The sequence below is a fragment of the Pediococcus ethanolidurans genome (assembly GCF_001437405.1).
Classification (GTDB): Bacteria; Bacillota; Bacilli; order Lactobacillales; family Lactobacillaceae; genus Pediococcus; species Pediococcus ethanolidurans.
The window spans coordinates 55,995-72,773 of record NZ_JQBY01000008.1; the positions used below are offsets into that span (position 1 = coordinate 55,995).

Genomic DNA, 16,779 nt, shown 5'->3' on the forward strand with positions numbered 1-16,779 from the left:
GCTAAACTTTAGGACAGTTCCACAAGTCAGTCTTAATAAGCTAAGTAAGATTCCTGTGGGATTACGATTCCACCTCCAATCGCCCTTCTCTGCCTTTTTCGCTAAGCCTTAGGACAGTTTCACAAGTCAGTCTTAATAAGCTAAGTAAGATTCCTGTGGGATTGCGATCCCACCTCCATCTCGCCCTCTCTGCCTTTTTTCGCTAAACCTTAGGACAGTTCCACAAGTCAGTCTTAATAAGCTAAGTAAGATTCCTGTGGGATTGCGATCCCACCTCCATCTCACTTCTCTGCTTTTTTTCGCTAAGAATTAGGACAGTTCCACAAGTCAGTCTTAATAAGCTAAGTAAGATTCCTGTGGGATTACGATCCCACCTCCATCTCACTTAGCTTATTAAGACTACCCGACTTGTTCCACTCACTAGTTTTAGGACAGCTCGGCAAAACAAGAGGCTGAATATAAGCATGACTCCTGCGGGATCGCGATCCCGCCTACGCTACGTCCTTCTCTGTCTTTTTCTCGCTAAGCCTTAGGACAGCTCGGCAAAATAAGAGACAGACTATAAGCATGACTCCCGCGGGATCGCGATCCCGCCTACGTCACGCTTATAGTCTGTCTCTTACCATTTTGCCTCGCTCACTTTAACTTTGTCGGCTTATGCTCCACCGACTTTTGCAACAAACGGATCAATTCTCCCGTCTGCACCTGATCCACAATCATATTCGATGTCACCTGCATCAACTGCTCCGATATATTCTTCGCCACCGTCGTCGTATGCTCCATCCCAATTCTCGCGATCTTCTGATTCACAATATCAATAAATCGATCATACGCCTGCTTTGGATAATCCGTCGCCGTTATTCGATCAATTCCCGACCTAATCACCACAATCGGAAACGACTGCTTCAACAACGTAATCAACAAAATATCCGCCACCTGCATCACCTGGTACTTTTTCTTAGTTGGCGCCACTACCGCCTTTTGCTTCACATAATTATTAATCATCGTTGGCGTAACCGGATCCATTCCCAATGGTCCCGTATACCCCGTTAAAAGCGCCACCACCTGATCCATATACAGATCAAAGTTTGGTAATTCATCCCAGTGAGGCAGCTTTACTTCCCTAACTGTTTTCAACCAATGATTATACGATTCTAATTCGCTCATTTCATTCACCTCGTCCATAGATGTTACCGTAAGTATATCACGATCAGCTAGTTTTTAGAACTAGGTTGACTGTTTACAATCTATTTTCATGACGAGACGGGTTAAAATGTGCTATTCTTAAAAAAATACTTATGAATTGAGGCACTTATTTTGTTTGAATTTACAAAGAAAAGACGCGTAGCAGATGAAGTTAAGGAAATTATCCCCCAGCCAGTCATTGATGGGATCTGGCAAACATTAAAGAAAATGAAAGCTGACAAACTCGTTGTTTCTCCTGTTGTCGCCTTCGTATTTAGTGATGATTATACAGAAGACACAATTTATGTGATGGGTTTGCAAAACTCCGGTGCCGTTGCTAAAGAATATGACATCGCCTACAAGGGTGAAAAGAAATTTCTTGGACAAGGAACCATCATCGTAATCAAGGACAAACCCAAAACTATGTCAATGAGTATTAGCGAATTAAATAAGCAGTCAAAGGAGTAACAAGTAGTTTTGAAAAATCTTAAAAAAGTTGTCTTACTTTTTACACTAAGTTTTTTAGCCATTAGCTTAGCTGGTTGTGGCAAACAAAACACTTCAAAAAGTTCGGCGGAAAAGACTACTAGTTCAAAAAAAACTCAAGCCTCTAAAAAAGTTATTAAGAAAACCGCTTCTTTGACAGGTCAGCAATTTAAAACACCTCAAGGAACTTTTACTATCACTGAAAATCATGTTACAGCTTCAGCAACTAAGAATAAACAAGTTTTGATTTTGCGATACACTTTCACAAATACTAGTAGCGCCCAACTTGTTCCATCAGATTACTGGTATAAATATGTCAAAGCTACCCAAGCTGTTAACGGAAAAGTTAAAAAGTTAAACCAGGGATCCTTACCTTTTTCAACGAGTACCACTAAAGATGACACGCTTGAAAACTCTTCTGTGAATGAGGTTAAGCCTAACCATACGCTTAACGCTGAAGGATCATGGGAACTTGTCAAAAATGGACTTCCAGTAAAAGTTCACTTTTACGACTCTCATCAACAACTAATTGCAACACGACAATATGCAACAAAATAATTTATTAGAAAAAGCAATGATTCAAATTTTACAGAAAAATGAATCACTGCTTTTTTATTTTGAAAAATTGAAAGGTTGAATACATTTTTGCCTTAGGACGGCTCCGAGTAACAGAAAGGACGCCATAAGCACGATTCCAGCGGGATTTCATCCCGCATCCATCGCGCTTATGGCGTCCTTTCTTTCGTTACTCGGAGCCCACTTCTTTATGGCATATCATTTCCCGCTGCGTAATAAACGTCATACCATTCCTGGCCCGTCAATTCCACATCGCTTCCTGCCAACGATTCCTTAATATGTTGTGGGTTCATCGATCCAACCAACACCTGGAACTTCGCCGGATGACGCAAAATCCATGCCGTCGCAATTGCATTCTTTGTCACACCATATTGGTCCGCCAATTCCTGCATCTTCTTATTCAACTCTGGGAACTTCGGATTATCAATAAATGGTCCGTTAAAGTTTCCCCATTGATATGGCGACCACGCTTGAATCACAATATCATGAATTCTTGAATACTCAAGAAATTGTCCATCATGATCCACACCACGATCATCCTGCATATTAGTATGCATTCCAAAATCAATCATATTACTATGCATAATTCCGAATTGTAGTTGATTAAACATCAATTTTTGTGAAACCGCGCGTTGCAACATCTCAAATTGCATTGGGTTAAAGTTTGAAACTCCAAAATGACGTACCTTGCCCGCCGTTTGTAATTCATCAAACGCTTCCGCAACCTTATCTGGTTCCATCAATGGATCTGGACGATGAAGTAAAACTGAATCCAAATAATCTAAGTTCAAGCTCTCCAATTCATGATTAACGGCATCAATAATGTGCTGTTTTGAGAAATTATAACGATTCCCATAAGGTTTGCCAGAACCATCATCGTTACCATTTTGAATACCAACTTTTGACTGAATCCACAAATCATCACGACTAACTGATGACTTAGCAAGTGCATCCCGAAAGACAAGATCTGATTTTCCACCGCCATAAATGTCGGCAGTATCAATAAAGTTCACACCGTTGTCAACCGCTGTCTCAATCACTTTTGTGGCTGCATCTGTATCTAACGCATCCATACGCATAATACCTAATGCCACATTAGAAACTTTCTTACCACCAATAACAATCTGTTTCAAAAGTATCACTCCTAATAAATGAATTTATACATATTCGACTACCAGCTTACCACCTTTTAATTCAAAAAAGAATTAATTTGTTACCGTTTGCATTAAGTGATTGTCATTATCATTTTTTGATAATAAAAAGGTCATAACTCAACTAGTCATGACCTTTTAACACTACTTTATTAATTAGTTAATCGGAATTTGTTTATTACTTTCAAGTTTTTCTTCACTCTTTGGTAAAGTTACTTTTAACACACCGCCATCATATGATGCATTGATCTTATCACGATCAACATTTGGAAGATAGAATTGACGAGAGACATTGCTGTAGCTACGTTCTTGACGAATCAAATTACCTTTTTCATCTTTTTGTTCCTTATCAACATTGTGTTTGCCTGTGACTGTCAATGTATCATTGTCATAATTCAAAACAATGTTTTCTTTCTTAAAGCCTGGTAATTCTGCTGAAACTTGGTAGTCTTTTTCATTTTCACGGATGTCTGTCTTCATTGAGCTACCTTCAGTCATTGATTTGAAGAAATTCTTTCCGAAATTATCAAAAAAATCAAGTGGTGCAAAATCATCAAAATCTCTATTTCTTAACTCGTTAGCCATAATTCAAGACTCCTTTTATATAAAATATTTCGTACCTCATTTCCCGGTACAACTATATAGTAGGACCTTCTAAAATCGAATGCAAGAATTTAGCACTGTGAACTATGGAGTGCTAATCACATGCTCAATAACGTTGATTCAGAGCCGTTTATCTCATCATTAAAAATTCTTTTTATCCTTATTTATGTTCTGAAAATCAAAAAACAGCCATCTTTAGTTGATTCTAAAATCATCTAAAGATAAGCTGTTTTTATACTGATTTAGTAAGTAATAATCTTGTGAGTTTCGTTAGGTTTGTCTTGAACTTTTAAGTCCAAAGCTTCGCCCAAAATATGCAACGCTTTTTCACGTGTTTTTACTTGATCCATGTCAAAGATAATCGATTCAATGGCACCGCCAATGAAATCAAATCGCTCACAGAAAATGTAAGGATCTTCATTATCACGATGATGAAATTCGTCTTCAATTTTTTCGTAGAATCCTTGGCTCCATAAACGATCTTTCATATCTGGAAAATCGTTCTTTGTAACAAAGCCCTTTTCTTCAATCATATCAGCTGCTTGTTTGACGTCTTCTTTATCAAAGTCAATCTTTGCAATCTGTTCTTCATCTGTTTCTACTTTAATTCCATCATCTTTTGCCATTTCTGAGATCTCCTTAATTAATTTTTACGACCTCATCCTAGCACTACTTTTTAGAATCGTTAAGAAAAAGCGCTTTATTTTTGATTCCACATGGCAATAGAACGTCTTTGTTGCCGAATTCCCCACATTTTGTCCAATTCGGTCACTACAAGTACCACAGTTCCTGCAATTATTGGTATTAACCAGAAATACCAGTTCAAACTAGCCGTACTAAATATGACTTGCATAAACGGCAAGTAAGTAATGCCGGCCTGTAAAACAAGTAAAATGGCAATAATGGCAAATGCCATTGGATTTCTCAAAATATCCCTGGATAAAACCAATTTTGGTGTTCGAATGTTGAAAAGATAAAAAATCTTACCAACTACAATCACGTTTAAAGTCACCGTGCTGGCCACCACTGGATTAATACCTTGTAAAGTTAGCCACTTAAATGCACCAATTCCCAAACCAGCGATTAAAAATGAAACATACACAATTTGCCAAACATCTTTTCGATTCAAGAAAGCTTGATTATTCTTTCTGGGAAGCCTTTTCATGAGTCCTTCTTCTGCTGGTTCAAATAAAAACGCAAATTGAATTGTAATCGCCGACACCATATTAATCCAAAGTAATTGCGTAGGAACCAACGGCATTTCTTGTTGTAAAAGAATCGAAATCAACACAATCAAACCTTCTGCAAAACTGGTTGGTAAGAGGAAACGAATTGTCTTTTTGATGTTGTCGTAAACGTGACGACCTTCCTTAATGGCCGTTGTTAACGTTGCAAAATTATCATCAGCCAACACCATATCAGCAGCTTCTTTAGCCACATCAGTTCCTTTAATTCCCATAGCAATTCCAATATCTGCTTTTTTCAAAGCAGGTGCATCATTTACCCCATCACCAGTCATCGCCGTAACCAAATCATTTGCCTGATAGGCCTCAACAATCCTTAACTTATTCATAGGAGTCGTACGGGCAAAGACATTGTAATCTTGAATAACTGCCTTTAATTGGTCATCAGACAGTTCATCAATTTCTGCACCAGTAATCGCGGAAATCTTGGTATCTAACCCGAGTTTTTGAGCGATAGCAGCCGCTGTTTCGGGATGATCACCAGTAATCATTTTGACTTTAACACCAGCTTCACGCATTTCCTTCAGTGCTACCATTGTTTCTTCGCGAGGAGGATCAATAATTCCAGCAATCCCAAGAAATTGAACACCTTCAAGAACCAATTCATGCGTTAAGGTGTGCACTTCTCGTTCAACTTTACGATAGCCAAGTGCCACCACACGTTCACCATTTTGCGCTAGTTTAGACACCTTATGTGTCCAAGCTTCAATATTAAAATCTGGGTTTGCCTGTTTTGCCATAGCAAAAACTTTATCTGGGGAGCCCTTCACTAAAATAACTCTTTGACCATCACTATCTTCATCCAATTTTGCGATATAGCGATAATCTGAATCAAATGGAATTTTATCTAATTCCACTAAATCTGGTTCGTTTTTCTTAAATACCTTATGATATAGCGTTAAAAATGCACCGTCAGTCGGTTCACCGTTAATTTCCCATTTGCCATCCGTTTCGATGAGTCGTGTATCATTTGCTTCATGACCAGTCACCAAAAGACGATCTAAATCTTCGTCATAACCGGCAGCAACAGGCTGACCAGCTTTTGTAATTTGTCCATCTGGTTGATAGCCAGTTCCACTAACCTCATACTGACCTTTAGCAGTGATTAACGTGTCGATGGTCATTTCGTTTTTGGTTAACGTTCCCGTTTTATCTGTATTGATGACATCCACAGCACCCAACGTCTCAACTGCAGGTAGTGTTTTAACAATTGCATTAGCTTTTGTCATCTTTTTGACGCCCATGGCTAACACAACCGAAGTACTAGCTGGTAATCCTTCAGGAATGGATCCTACAACCATCGTAATGACTGCCACCATTAAAACAGACAGCGAATAAACCTGTGTGATCAGGCCAAAAATCGTTACTAAGACAGCAACGGCCACAATTGCGTAGGACAGATACTTACCTAAATCATTAATTTCTCGCATTAAAGGTGTTGTTTTAGATTGCACTTTTTCCATGCTGTCATTAATTTTTCCGATTTCAGTTTGTGCGCCAGTTGCTGTCACGATTCCCAGACCACTTCCGTTCGTAACGGCCGTAGATGCATAAGCCATATTTAAACGGTCTGCCAATGGGGTTTTGGAATCAAGTAACACTTCATCATTTTTTAAAACTGAATCAGTTTCCCCTGTTAAAGAGGATTCTTGAATTTTTAAATTATCAGCAGTTAGAATTCGTAAATCAGCAGGCACGTTATCACCCGCCTCTAAGAAAACCAAATCTCCAGTAACTAAATTCTCTGCAGCAATATCTTCACGTTTTCCTTCACGAATAACTGTCGCCGAAACTTGAAGCATTTGTTTGATTTTTTCAATGGCTTCTGAAGCCTTACTTTCTTGAAAATAACCAATCAAAGCATTAATAATAACAACCAACCCAATAACAATAGAATCTGAATATTCTCTCAAAAAGAAAGTTGCAATTGCAGCCACAAGCAGAATATAGGTAATACTATTATTAAACTGTTTGAAAAAACGTTTCAGCTTGCTTTGCTTCTTTTGAATCAGTGCATTGGGCCCATTTTGTTGAAGCCTGTGGTTGGCCTCCTCATTCGTAAGTCCTTGATCAAGTTCAATGTGATCTTGATCTAGCAATTGATCCATCGTTTGCGTATACGGGTGGGGCGGTTTCCCTTTTTTCATTTCCCCGCCATAGTCGTTACTTTCCGAAGCAGAACCTTTTGTCATAATTTAAAACTCCTTCTACTAAAAATTATTATTGTATTATCTCTGGTAAGTAACAGCATATCTGAATTTAGTTTAAGTGTCAAAGGATTACTTATTTATTTTATAAGAAATCTAAAAACATTCACGATGTTTTCACATTAATTATGAAAATATAACAAATTATCTTACATCTATGACCAATTCTGAAAGATTTTTCTGAACAGACGCGCTATAATATAGAGATAATGTAATTACAAAAGAAATGGGGAATGTTCCTTGGACAGTGGTCAGATAATCAGCGATAGTATTATCATTTTGATTACCTTCATCCTGGCATATTTTTTCGTTGCAGCTGAATTTGCACTTGTTGAAAGTCGATTAAGTGCGCTGGAGGAAGCAAAGGAAACAGCAGTTGGCGGACGGCTCAAAAAAATCAATCGAGCCATTCATATGGTTTCAAATTTAAATGAGTATCTTTCTACCACACAGGTTGGAACGTCAGTCTGTGGTATTATTCTAGGTTGGATTGGTGAATCATTTGTAGAATACTTTATCATTAAGGTATTTGGATTTACTCATTTAATCAATCAAGCTTCCTTACACGCAATTGGAGCTGTCATAGGTGTTTTACTCTTAACCTACTTAGAAGTTGTTTTAACCGAAATTGTGCCTAAGAACATTAGTATCGATATTCCCTTAAAAGTTCTAATGTCTGTGGTTACACCTTTGCACTGGTTTCATACAACCTTCTATCCATTTGTTTGGTTACTAAATGTTTCTGCCAGTGGCATCGTAAAATTGGTTGGGATGGAACCCGCAGACGAAAGTAACGAAGTCTTTTCGCAAGCCGAAATTTTAAATCTTTCAAAAAATGCCGTTACTGGTGGTGAATTGGACCAAAACGATTACGTATACATGCAACGGGCTTTTGACTTCAATGACAAAGTTGCAAAAGACATTATGATTGACCGAACTCAACTAGTTGTTTTGGATGTTAATGCCACCGTTAATGAAGCCTTACTCTTATACTTGCAAAAACGTTTCAGTCGTTTTCCAGTGGTTGCAAACAATAATAAGGATAAAATTTTAGGTTACGTTTATAACTACGATTTAATTCGTCAAAGTCGCGTAGATGGCGACATTAAAGTTAGCAAGCTCTTACGAAATATCATTACTGTACCAGAGACTGTTCCTTTACAAGACGTCTTGCAAAAAATGTTACAAAAACAAACTCCAATCTCTGTTGTCGTTGACGAATATGGTGGAACTAGCGGCATCATTACCGACAAAGATATTTATGAAGAAGTCTTTGGCACAATCAATGATGAAGTTGATGATGTTTCCGGTGACTACATTCATAAAGAAAAAGATGGCACCTACCATGTTAGCGGTAAAACAACCATGTATGACTTTGAACGTTACTTTGGCATTGACGTACCAGGGTTTGAAGGTGAAGATGTTGTAACCCTTGGTGGATACGTAATTGATCATCATCCTAACATTCAAGTTCATGATAAAGTACGAATCGATCGTTACAATTTTGAAGTTCTTGATAACGAAAATGCTCATATCGATTGGTTCCATGTGACTAGAATTTCTGATGAAGAATATAAAAAGTTACAAAAGCATGCAGAGGATGAACGCTTAAATGCTGATGAATAATTTGTAAATAAACAGCACCCAAATCGAATCAATCGACTTGGGTGCTATTTTTTTGAGTATAAAAAGTTTTTCCCGGTAGTTTAAAAATACCTGTATTCTACCGACAGTAAAAATTTAGAACTGTTGACGCTTGTTTCTAAAATATTTTCCCATCTGATTTTTAACTAAAAATATTAGTAATATTATTGGTCCGAACAACATGTAGGCAAGCCGCACAAAAAAGGTAGCCATGGTATCAAAGTTTCTATCTAGTAACGCAAACTTCTGCGCTGTCAGATTATGTTGTAAATTAGCAAAACTATTATCACCCCACTTATCTTTCTTATGATGCTTTGCATGTTCCTTTTGGGTTTCTTTTGCACCACGTTGTAAAAAAGAATTATTGCGCAATGAGGGAACCCCTTTAGCAAGTATACGGAACTGACATATCCATGACAAAATAAACCATACATTAAGAAAATTTAAGGTTATTCTGACGTGATTATTTTTATCAATGTTAAAAAAAATAAGCAAAAGAATCATGATTAGTGATTGTTCAACAATAGCAGATAAATATTTTTTTCTTTTCATAAGATGATCACTTGGCTTTTTCTTGTTTAAAGTTTCCCTAATTAAGAAAAGATTAAACGTTTAATCTTTATTTAACTATTATAAATAAAATTCAATTTAAATAAATAGTAAATAGACATTTTTCGAAAAAGAATAAACAAAAAATTGAAGTGGTCAAAATGTACTAACAGAATACGTCAATAACACTTATGATCATCCTGACAATGACACATTTATATTAGTTCTCATTCGCTCCCTTTTTAGGACAGCTACCAAAAACAGCTTCAACAATATAAATTCACCTAACGCGGGACCGCATCCCTCTGACGGCGTATTTATATTCTTGCAACTTAACGTTTTTATTCGCTCACTTTTTTAGGACAGCTACTAAAAACAGTTTCAAGAATATAAATTCGCCTAACGCGGGACTGCATCCCGCTGACGGCGTATTTATATTCTTGAAACTTAACGTTTTTATTCGCTCACTTTTTTAATCTAAGAATCTTCTCTTCAAATACTTTGGCAACCCATCCTCTTCACTTGCCTCCGTCACTGCATCCGCCTGTTTCTTTATTTCATCCGCACTATTACCCATTGCTACTCCTGTGCCTACCGCCTTCAACATTCCTAAGTCATTCTTATCATTACCAAATGCTATTGTATGATCCACCGGAATACCATATTGATTCGTAATGGCCCGTACTGCACTTGCCTTATCCACTCTTCTAGGAATCAGTTCAATATTATCAGGGCTTGAAGACGACACATTCAAAACATCAGCATCCAACAACCTTTGCCTAGCAATTGCCAGTTTATCTAATTCACCTCTCGCAATCACGATTCCATTAATAATTTGTTCGCTCACATCATTTAAATGATCACGATCATGTACATCCTCAAATTTTCCAGCACCATCTTGCATAACTCTCATCCGTGCCAAACGACTCAAATCCCATGGTTTGCGTCTCGTGTAAAACGTTCGATCTGTACTAAAAAAATTGGTTGATAATCCAAGTTCTGTTGTCACATCATAAACGGTACTAATCGCTTTCCAGCCTAAATGATCCATGTGTAGATGATGCCCTTTTTGATAAACCGATCCATTTGAGGCAATAACTTCTACTTTTGGATTAATTCTTTTTTGAATGACTTGTGCCAACGAAAGCATGCGACCAGTTGCAATATAAAAGATAAATCCCCGTTGCTGTAGCTGTTCAATCACCTTTTTAGTCATCACAGAAACATTTTGATTATGTGAAATTAACGTGCCATCAATATCCATAAATACAATATAAGGGTCCAAAATAATAACCTCAATTCTTTTTCAATTTAGTCTTTATAGTCTTAGTTTACTACTTTGATAAAACGGTTCCACAATTTTTAAAAATTATCTTTTTTAAAAATTTAAGTGTTACAATGTTAATAATGTTCTACAATAAAAATAGTAAATTTAAGGGGGTTCCATTATGTCGACCATTAACATTTTATACATCTCAGTCGCCGGAAATACACGTTCTTTTACTCAGGATCTCCAAGACTATGCTGAGGAGCAACATTCAAAAGATGCCACCAATCCCCTCATTACACTGAAAGAAGTCTCCGAAGAAACTGATTTTGAAAGTGAACAAAAACCATACTTTGCCTTTGTTCCTACTTACTTGGACGGAGGAAATGGTGTCGATAACGGTGTCAAAGAATTAATGACAAACGTTTTAGGTGAATATATCGCTTATAAAGATAATCGCAAACTTTGTCTTGGCGTAATTGGCAGTGGTAATCGTAATTTTGGGTTGCAATATTGTCTGACCGCTAAACGTTATGCTCGCGACTACGGGTTCGAATATTTAGATAACTATGAATTACGGGGCAACCCTACAGATTGTAAACGAATCTATGAAACCATGAAGAAAAACAACGTGTTGAAGGGCGTTTCAAAAGAAGCTTAAAAACCGTTTAAATTATAAAAGTGAGACTATGAAATTTATCATAGTCTCACTTTTTTGAATTACTAATTTTTTTCAACGATTTTTAAACTGGATCATTGTGGTTCGACCTTTTCTACTTTTATTGCCGAAACGTGCTAAGGGGAGCAGCTTCCTCCGCCTAGCTACGATACCCCAACGATTCCTAAACCGAATCATTGGGGTATCTAGGCTATGCTCAGAAGCTATACGCTCCCCTTAGCACTCTTATTTTTTACCACGTAATCGTATCTGGATCCGTTGCCAACCCTGCCACGCCACGCAATCCATCAATCTTCTTCATATCATTTTCATCAATCGCAAAGTCAAACAACTTCGTATTCTCTACAATCCGTTCCTCATGAACCGACTTTGGCAATGGTAAGAAACCATGCTGCAATGACCAACGCAACACAACCTGTGCCACCGTCTTACCATACTTCTCACTCATCGTCTTCAGCTCTTCAACGCCAAAAATCTTTCCTGTACCCAGTGGACTATATGCTTCTGACAAAATATTGTGTGCCTTATTATAAGCCACAACCTCTGGCTGCAAATCACTTGGATTTAAGAAAATTTGGTTAACCTGTGGCGTAACCGTTGCTGTCTTCAAAAGTGCATCCAAATGCTTGGGACGGAAATTAGAAACCCCGATCGCACGAATCTTTCCAGCCTTTTGTGCCTCTTCCATTGCTCGCCATGTTTCTGCATTAGCTTGTTCCCAATTATCTCGGAATGCAACTGGATTTGGCCAATGAATTAAGTAAAGATCCAAATAATCCAATCCTAAGTTATTTAAGGAAGTATCAATTGCCTTTTTAGCATTTTCATAACTATGATCACTACCAGTTAGTTTGGAGGTTACCCAAAGCTGATCTCGTGCTACACCACTATCTTTGATTCCCTTACCAACACTTTTTTCGTTTTGATAAGCAAAAGCAGTGTCAATGTGACGATAACCTGCTGCGATCGCTTCTTCAACTGATTTTTCAGCTACATCACCATCTGGCGTCTGCCATGTACCAAAGCCAACGATTGGAATTTTTATACCATTGTTTAATTCGTACGTATCTGTTAATTTCGTTAAATTTGCCAAAATGAATCCTCCTATAAATTATTATGTTCATTATAAAACAAAACTACTACACGTGAAAAAGATTTGGTTTCCGTTCAAAAATATTCTATGATAAACGCATACTAATTCCAGTTGAAGGAAGTTTCGTCGTGAATAAAAAATCCGATTTTAATAAACGCCTCTTTTTTCTAGCCATTTCAATTGTTTTAAACTCTTTTTCTAATGCATTAACAGTGGCCAGTCATTGTGGTAGTGCATTATGGACAGCATCCTCCGTTAATCTTAGTGAATGGTTTCATTTTCCTTTAGGTAGCGTTCTTTTTGTTGAGGGTATCGCAGTCGTCATCGCCAATGCGCTACTACTCAAACATTTTGACTGGCATCGCATGCTTGGAAATCTCGTGTTTATGGTTCCATTTTCCTATTTAGTGGGCGCAATTAGCAGTGGCTTAGATAATCATGGTTTATTAAACTGGCCATTAGGTGCTCGCATTATCGCTGATGCACTTGGAATCGTCGGAATCGGTGTTGCAGTTTCAATTTATCAGCGTGCAAACATCGTGCTGCATCCCAATGATGATCTAACCTACATCGTTCGGTTTAAATTCATGAACGGAAAAGCAGCCGTTGCACAGTGGGTCAGCTATATTCCGGCTATCTCAATTATTTTATTAACTTTTATTGTGACTCATCATATCTACGCAGTAGGGTTAGGTACCATACTTGCCTTTGTACTCCAAGGTGCCGTTACTGGCTGGTCTGATCGACATGTATTTACAACACTCAAACATCATTTAAATGTTTAAACATATTTGGTAGGAAGAAAAACCGGACTGTGCTATCATTTTGCATGTAGGGAATTTCATAAAATCGAAATTTGGGAGGATTTATCATGGTGAGATCACGGGTACTTCAGTTACAAAAAGGTGGCAATTTTCGCGAACTTGGTGGTTATCAAACAATCGATGGTCATACAATTAAGTGGCATAAGATTATTCGTTCTGGCAAACTTGGTAATTTAACTGATCAAGACGTCTCATATTTAAACAATTACGGTTTAAAATATGACGTTGATTTTCGTTCGCCTGAAGAAAAAGCTCAAGCACCAGATCGTATTCCTCAACAAACTAAATATTTGTTTATGCCAGTATTTTCAACTGATGAAACTCAAAACTCAAAACAAACTGATTACCTGCAACGAAAAATGGAAAGTGATCCAACAACTGGTCGTCAGCAAATGCACCACGTTTATCAAGATATCATTACCAATCCACATTCTCAGAAGGCTTATCGGCAGTTCTTCGATGTCTTACTTGAAAATGACGTTGAGCAAGATACCTTGCTTTTCCATTGTACGGCTGGTAAGGATCGAACTGGCATGGGAGCCATTTTCTTCTTAAGTGCCCTCGGTGTTAATGAAGATACCATTAAGGCAGATTATTTACTCACAAACAAAGTGACAAAACCAGTGTTAGAAGACTTAGTTAAAACCTTAAAACTCAAAAACGCTCCATCTGCTTTTATTCAAAGTATGCGGGACTTACAAAGTGTTCAGATTTCTTTTTACAATACAGCGATGGAACAAATTCAAAAAACTTCTGGAGACATGTCCAACTATCTTCACGAATATTTGAATCTTTCAGCAACTGATATTCACGATTTACAACGAATTTACCTAGAATAATAGTATTGAATAAGTAAAGAAGGCTATTTAATGAAAAAAAAGAACCTCATCGGGCTTGGAATTGTGGCCCCAGTGGCACTGGGAATTTCTGGTCTTACTGCCGCAAGTGCCAAATTATATGACTACGCGTTTCGTCGTGTAGATTACGTTCCTGAAACCTCGGCAGACAAACAAAAATATGCTGATGATTATTATAATTACGTCAACTGGTTTCATAGTGTGTCTTCTGAACAATGGACACTTCATCCTTCCGACTTAGAAAATCGTGTTGAAGCTACCTTTATTCATGCGGCAAATGAACAAGCAAAAACAACGGTCGTCATTGCACATGGCTATAAAGGCAATGGAGAAACCATGTCTAATTATGCCAAGATGTTTTATGACATGGGTTACAATGTTTTATTGCCAGATGATCGTGCCCATGGTAACAGTTCAGGTGATTATATTAACTTTGGCTGGATTGATCGGCTAGATTTTGTTGAATGGACCCATTCTGTGATTAATAATGTTGGCGAAGATTCTAAGATTATTATGTTTGGTGTCAGTATGGGTGGGGCCACTATTCAGATGACTAGCGGTGAAAACTTACCACCGCAAGTTAAATTGATGATTTCCGATTGTGGTTATTCAGACTTACGATCTGAGTTGGCTTACTTACTTAAACAACAGTTTCACTTATCTCCTACCATCTTTGTTCCAATTATCGACGCAATTAACCATCATCGAATGGGTTTTTCAATTGATGACGTTTCTTCGGTTAAACAATTGCGTAAAAATACCCGACCATTCCTGTTTATTCATGGTGAAAAGGATGTTTACGTGCCAACTTACATGGTAGACGAATGTTTCGAAGCTTGTCCAGAACCCAAAGATATTTGGATTGTTCCAAATGCTTCTCACGCAGAAAGTTTTTGGATGGATCCAAAAGCTTATCAAGCGAAGGTTCAACAATTTATCAATAAATATTTAAGTTAACAAATTAAATAGCTCAAAAAAAGATATGATTACTAGGAACTCACAGATTCCACGGTAAATCATGTCTTTTATATATTCGCATTAAAAGCGCTATCATTTTTAAGCATTATGCAAAACTTCTAACATTTGTGCAAAAGTTACTCTTCTTGTTTCTCGAGGAATAAAGCTTCGAATTTCATCTGCATTAAAACCGACTTGTAATTTATTGTGTGTGAAGATAATTGGTTTCTTTATTAAACTTGGATAGTTCACTAACAATTTGTGTAGTTCAGTAATCGTGAGTGAATCAATGTGTTTTTGACCAAATTTTTTATAAGTTTTAGATCGTTTGGAAATAATTTCTTCAGCACCATACTCAGTCAGGGACAGAACTTTTTTCAAAGTTTCCATTGAGATTGCCTGAGAAACAACATTAACTTTATCGTAGTCTAAATTATGTTCATCTAACCATTGACATGCTCTTCGTGCTGAGCCACAACTTGGACCCCATAAAACTGTTATTTTTTCCATGCGAAACGCTCCTTTTTTCTTTAACTTATAATTACCATAATTAGAATTATAGACTAAACAATTAGTTTTGTCTATGCTTTTTTATAATAAATTTAATTATTATTAAAAATCCATAATTATTTAACTTATCATTACCATGAGCATTCTGTTTTATAACGAGTAAAAGCGTTGTTAAACTTTAGTTAACCCTAAGTCCCCAAGTAAAGGAGGATACCAAAATGGAAACCAAAAAAACATTGAATTGGAAAGTACTATTGTTCTTTATTGTGGGTGTTGAAGTTCTTGGCAGTCTTTCATCTCTATTCGCTGGAAATATCAAAGAAATTTACAATTCGCTTTCATTACCACCTTTAGCACCACCAGATTATCTTTTTGGAATTGTATGGCCACTTCTTTATTTATTAATCGCAATTTCAGGCTATTTAATTTTTCAATCAATTGCGTTTAAAAAAGAAAAAGCAACCAGCTATATTCTGTTTACAATTCAATTAGGGTTAAACTTTGTATGGAGTATTATCTTTTTCGGCGGTAATTATTACTGGATCGGAGTTTTAATTGTCATTCTATTGAATTTGGTCGTTCTTGCGTGCCTATTACAGTTTTATCGAGTTAACCGCATGGCTTCGTTGCTATTAATGCCCTATTTTATTTGGATCCTTTTTGCAACTTACCTAACGATTGGCGTAGCTGTTCTAAACTAAAGTACTGAAATAAGGTATTTTTACTATAGTTAATAAACCTTTATAATTTTCATCACAAAATATTCATAAATAGAGGGTAATATAATAAGCATAGATAAGAGCTAAACAACTTTATCTATATGAAAATAGCATACTCCTCCAAAGTTACTATATTTCATTGTTTTTCATGATAACAACCTACTCCCCTATATAAAGAGACCGATCAGCGATGATCGGGTCTTTTTTTTGATAAAAATTGAATTTTAA

General features: G+C 37.0%; 17 protein-coding genes. 8 read left to right on the plus strand and 9 right to left on the minus strand.

Annotation, left to right across the window (positions count from 1 at the left end; all coding sequences use genetic code 11):
* Window positions 1-636: 636 nt before the first annotated feature.
* Window positions 637-1,167 carry a DUF1836 domain-containing protein gene (locus IV87_RS04670; RefSeq protein WP_057805953.1) on the minus strand — a complete coding sequence of 177 codons (531 nt, stop codon included), beginning with the start codon at window positions 1,165-1,167 and terminating at the stop codon, window positions 637-639.
* 150 nt (window positions 1,168-1,317) lie between these two features.
* Here IV87_RS04670 and IV87_RS04675 point away from each other — a divergent pair, with 150 nt between their 5' ends.
* Complete coding sequence (locus IV87_RS04675) at window positions 1,318-1,653, plus strand: hypothetical protein (RefSeq protein ID WP_057805955.1); 336 nt, start codon at window positions 1,318-1,320, stop codon at window positions 1,651-1,653.
* A 9-nt stretch (window positions 1,654-1,662) separates the two neighbouring features.
* Complete coding sequence (locus IV87_RS04680; RefSeq protein ID WP_057805957.1) at window positions 1,663-2,229, plus strand: DUF5067 domain-containing protein; 567 nt, start codon at window positions 1,663-1,665, stop codon at window positions 2,227-2,229.
* A gap of 206 nt (window positions 2,230-2,435) precedes the next feature.
* On the opposite strand, the gene IV87_RS04685 is transcribed toward IV87_RS04680, so the two are convergent.
* The 4 genes from IV87_RS04685 to IV87_RS04700 form a co-directional block, all read right to left on the minus strand.
* Window positions 2,436-3,380: an aldo/keto reductase gene (locus IV87_RS04685; protein ID WP_057805959.1), complete on the minus strand. Its 945-nt coding sequence runs from the start codon at window positions 3,378-3,380 to the stop codon at window positions 2,436-2,438.
* 174 nt (window positions 3,381-3,554) lie between these two features.
* Window positions 3,555-3,983: an Hsp20/alpha crystallin family protein gene (locus IV87_RS04690; RefSeq protein WP_057805961.1), complete on the minus strand. Its 429-nt coding sequence runs from the start codon at window positions 3,981-3,983 to the stop codon at window positions 3,555-3,557.
* Window positions 3,984-4,243: 260 nt separating this feature from the next.
* Complete coding sequence (locus IV87_RS04695) at window positions 4,244-4,627, minus strand: hypothetical protein (RefSeq protein ID WP_057805964.1); 384 nt, start codon at window positions 4,625-4,627, stop codon at window positions 4,244-4,246.
* 74 nt (window positions 4,628-4,701) lie between these two features.
* Window positions 4,702-7,437 (minus strand): HAD-IC family P-type ATPase, encoded by a 2,736-nt coding sequence (locus tag IV87_RS04700; protein ID WP_177159935.1) that lies wholly within the window; start codon window positions 7,435-7,437, stop codon window positions 4,702-4,704.
* 255 nt (window positions 7,438-7,692) lie between these two features.
* Here IV87_RS04700 and IV87_RS04705 point away from each other — a divergent pair, with 255 nt between their 5' ends.
* A complete protein-coding gene (locus tag IV87_RS04705) occupies window positions 7,693-9,078 on the plus strand; it encodes a hemolysin family protein (RefSeq protein ID WP_057805966.1) in 1,386 nt (461 codons plus the stop codon).
* 114 nt (window positions 9,079-9,192) lie between these two features.
* On the opposite strand, the gene IV87_RS04710 is transcribed toward IV87_RS04705, so the two are convergent.
* Window positions 9,193-9,648, minus strand: a complete 456-nt coding sequence (locus IV87_RS04710; protein ID WP_057805968.1) for a hypothetical protein — start codon at window positions 9,646-9,648, stop codon at window positions 9,193-9,195.
* A gap of 469 nt (window positions 9,649-10,117) precedes the next feature.
* Window positions 10,118-10,930: an HAD family hydrolase gene (locus IV87_RS04715; RefSeq protein ID WP_057805969.1), complete on the minus strand. Its 813-nt coding sequence runs from the start codon at window positions 10,928-10,930 to the stop codon at window positions 10,118-10,120.
* A 163-nt stretch (window positions 10,931-11,093) separates the two neighbouring features.
* Here IV87_RS04715 and nrdI point away from each other — a divergent pair, with 163 nt between their 5' ends.
* Complete coding sequence (nrdI, locus tag IV87_RS04720) at window positions 11,094-11,573, plus strand: class Ib ribonucleoside-diphosphate reductase assembly flavoprotein NrdI (RefSeq protein WP_057805971.1); 480 nt, start codon at window positions 11,094-11,096, stop codon at window positions 11,571-11,573.
* Between the two features lie 250 nt (window positions 11,574-11,823).
* Here the strand turns inward: nrdI and IV87_RS04725 are convergent, their stop codons facing one another.
* On the minus strand, window positions 11,824-12,684 hold the full coding sequence (locus tag IV87_RS04725) for an aldo/keto reductase (RefSeq protein ID WP_057805973.1): 861 nt from the start codon (window positions 12,682-12,684) through the stop codon (window positions 11,824-11,826).
* A gap of 128 nt (window positions 12,685-12,812) precedes the next feature.
* Between IV87_RS04725 and IV87_RS04730 the strand changes: the two genes are divergently transcribed.
* The 3 genes from IV87_RS04730 (at window position 12,813) to IV87_RS04740 (ending at window position 15,322) form a co-directional block, all read left to right on the plus strand.
* Window positions 12,813-13,469, plus strand: a complete 657-nt coding sequence (locus tag IV87_RS04730) for a YczE/YyaS/YitT family protein (protein WP_057805975.1) — start codon at window positions 12,813-12,815, stop codon at window positions 13,467-13,469.
* Between the two features lie 86 nt (window positions 13,470-13,555).
* On the plus strand, window positions 13,556-14,347 hold the full coding sequence (locus IV87_RS04735) for a tyrosine-protein phosphatase (protein ID WP_057805977.1): 792 nt from the start codon (window positions 13,556-13,558) through the stop codon (window positions 14,345-14,347).
* Between the two features lie 30 nt (window positions 14,348-14,377).
* The gene (locus tag IV87_RS04740; RefSeq protein WP_057805978.1) at window positions 14,378-15,322 is read left to right on the plus strand and encodes an alpha/beta hydrolase; all 945 of its coding nucleotides are present in this window, start codon (window positions 14,378-14,380) and stop codon (window positions 15,320-15,322) included.
* 99 nt (window positions 15,323-15,421) lie between these two features.
* Here IV87_RS04740 and IV87_RS04745 read toward each other — a convergent pair whose 3' ends face one another.
* A complete protein-coding gene (locus IV87_RS04745; protein WP_057805979.1) occupies window positions 15,422-15,832 on the minus strand; it encodes a Spx/MgsR family RNA polymerase-binding regulatory protein in 411 nt (136 codons plus the stop codon).
* 218 nt (window positions 15,833-16,050) lie between these two features.
* Between IV87_RS04745 and IV87_RS04750 the strand changes: the two genes are divergently transcribed.
* Complete coding sequence (locus tag IV87_RS04750; RefSeq protein ID WP_057805980.1) at window positions 16,051-16,533, plus strand: TspO/MBR family protein; 483 nt, start codon at window positions 16,051-16,053, stop codon at window positions 16,531-16,533.
* Window positions 16,534-16,779 lie beyond the last annotated feature (246 nt).

Coding starts and splice junctions, on each gene's coding strand:
- IV87_RS04670 (WP_057805953.1), bottom strand. CDS start 1,167: ATGAGCGAATTAGAATCGTATAATCATTGGTTGAAAACAGTTAGGGAA.
- IV87_RS04690 (WP_057805961.1), bottom strand. CDS start 3,983: ATGGCTAACGAGTTAAGAAATAGAGATTTTGATGATTTTGCACCACTT.
- IV87_RS04695 (WP_057805964.1), bottom strand. CDS start 4,627: ATGGCAAAAGATGATGGAATTAAAGTAGAAACAGATGAAGAACAGATT.
- IV87_RS04700 (WP_177159935.1), bottom strand. CDS start 7,437: ATGACAAAAGGTTCTGCTTCGGAAAGTAACGACTATGGCGGGGAAATG.
- IV87_RS04710 (WP_057805968.1), bottom strand. CDS start 9,648: ATGAAAAGAAAAAAATATTTATCTGCTATTGTTGAACAATCACTAATC.
- nrdI (WP_057805971.1), top strand. CDS start 11,094: ATGTCGACCATTAACATTTTATACATCTCAGTCGCCGGAAATACACGT.
- IV87_RS04735 (WP_057805977.1), top strand. CDS start 13,556: ATGGTGAGATCACGGGTACTTCAGTTACAAAAAGGTGGCAATTTTCGC.
- IV87_RS04740 (WP_057805978.1), top strand. CDS start 14,378: ATGAAAAAAAAGAACCTCATCGGGCTTGGAATTGTGGCCCCAGTGGCA.
- IV87_RS04745 (WP_057805979.1), bottom strand. CDS start 15,832: ATGGAAAAAATAACAGTTTTATGGGGTCCAAGTTGTGGCTCAGCACGA.
- IV87_RS04750 (WP_057805980.1), top strand. CDS start 16,051: ATGGAAACCAAAAAAACATTGAATTGGAAAGTACTATTGTTCTTTATT.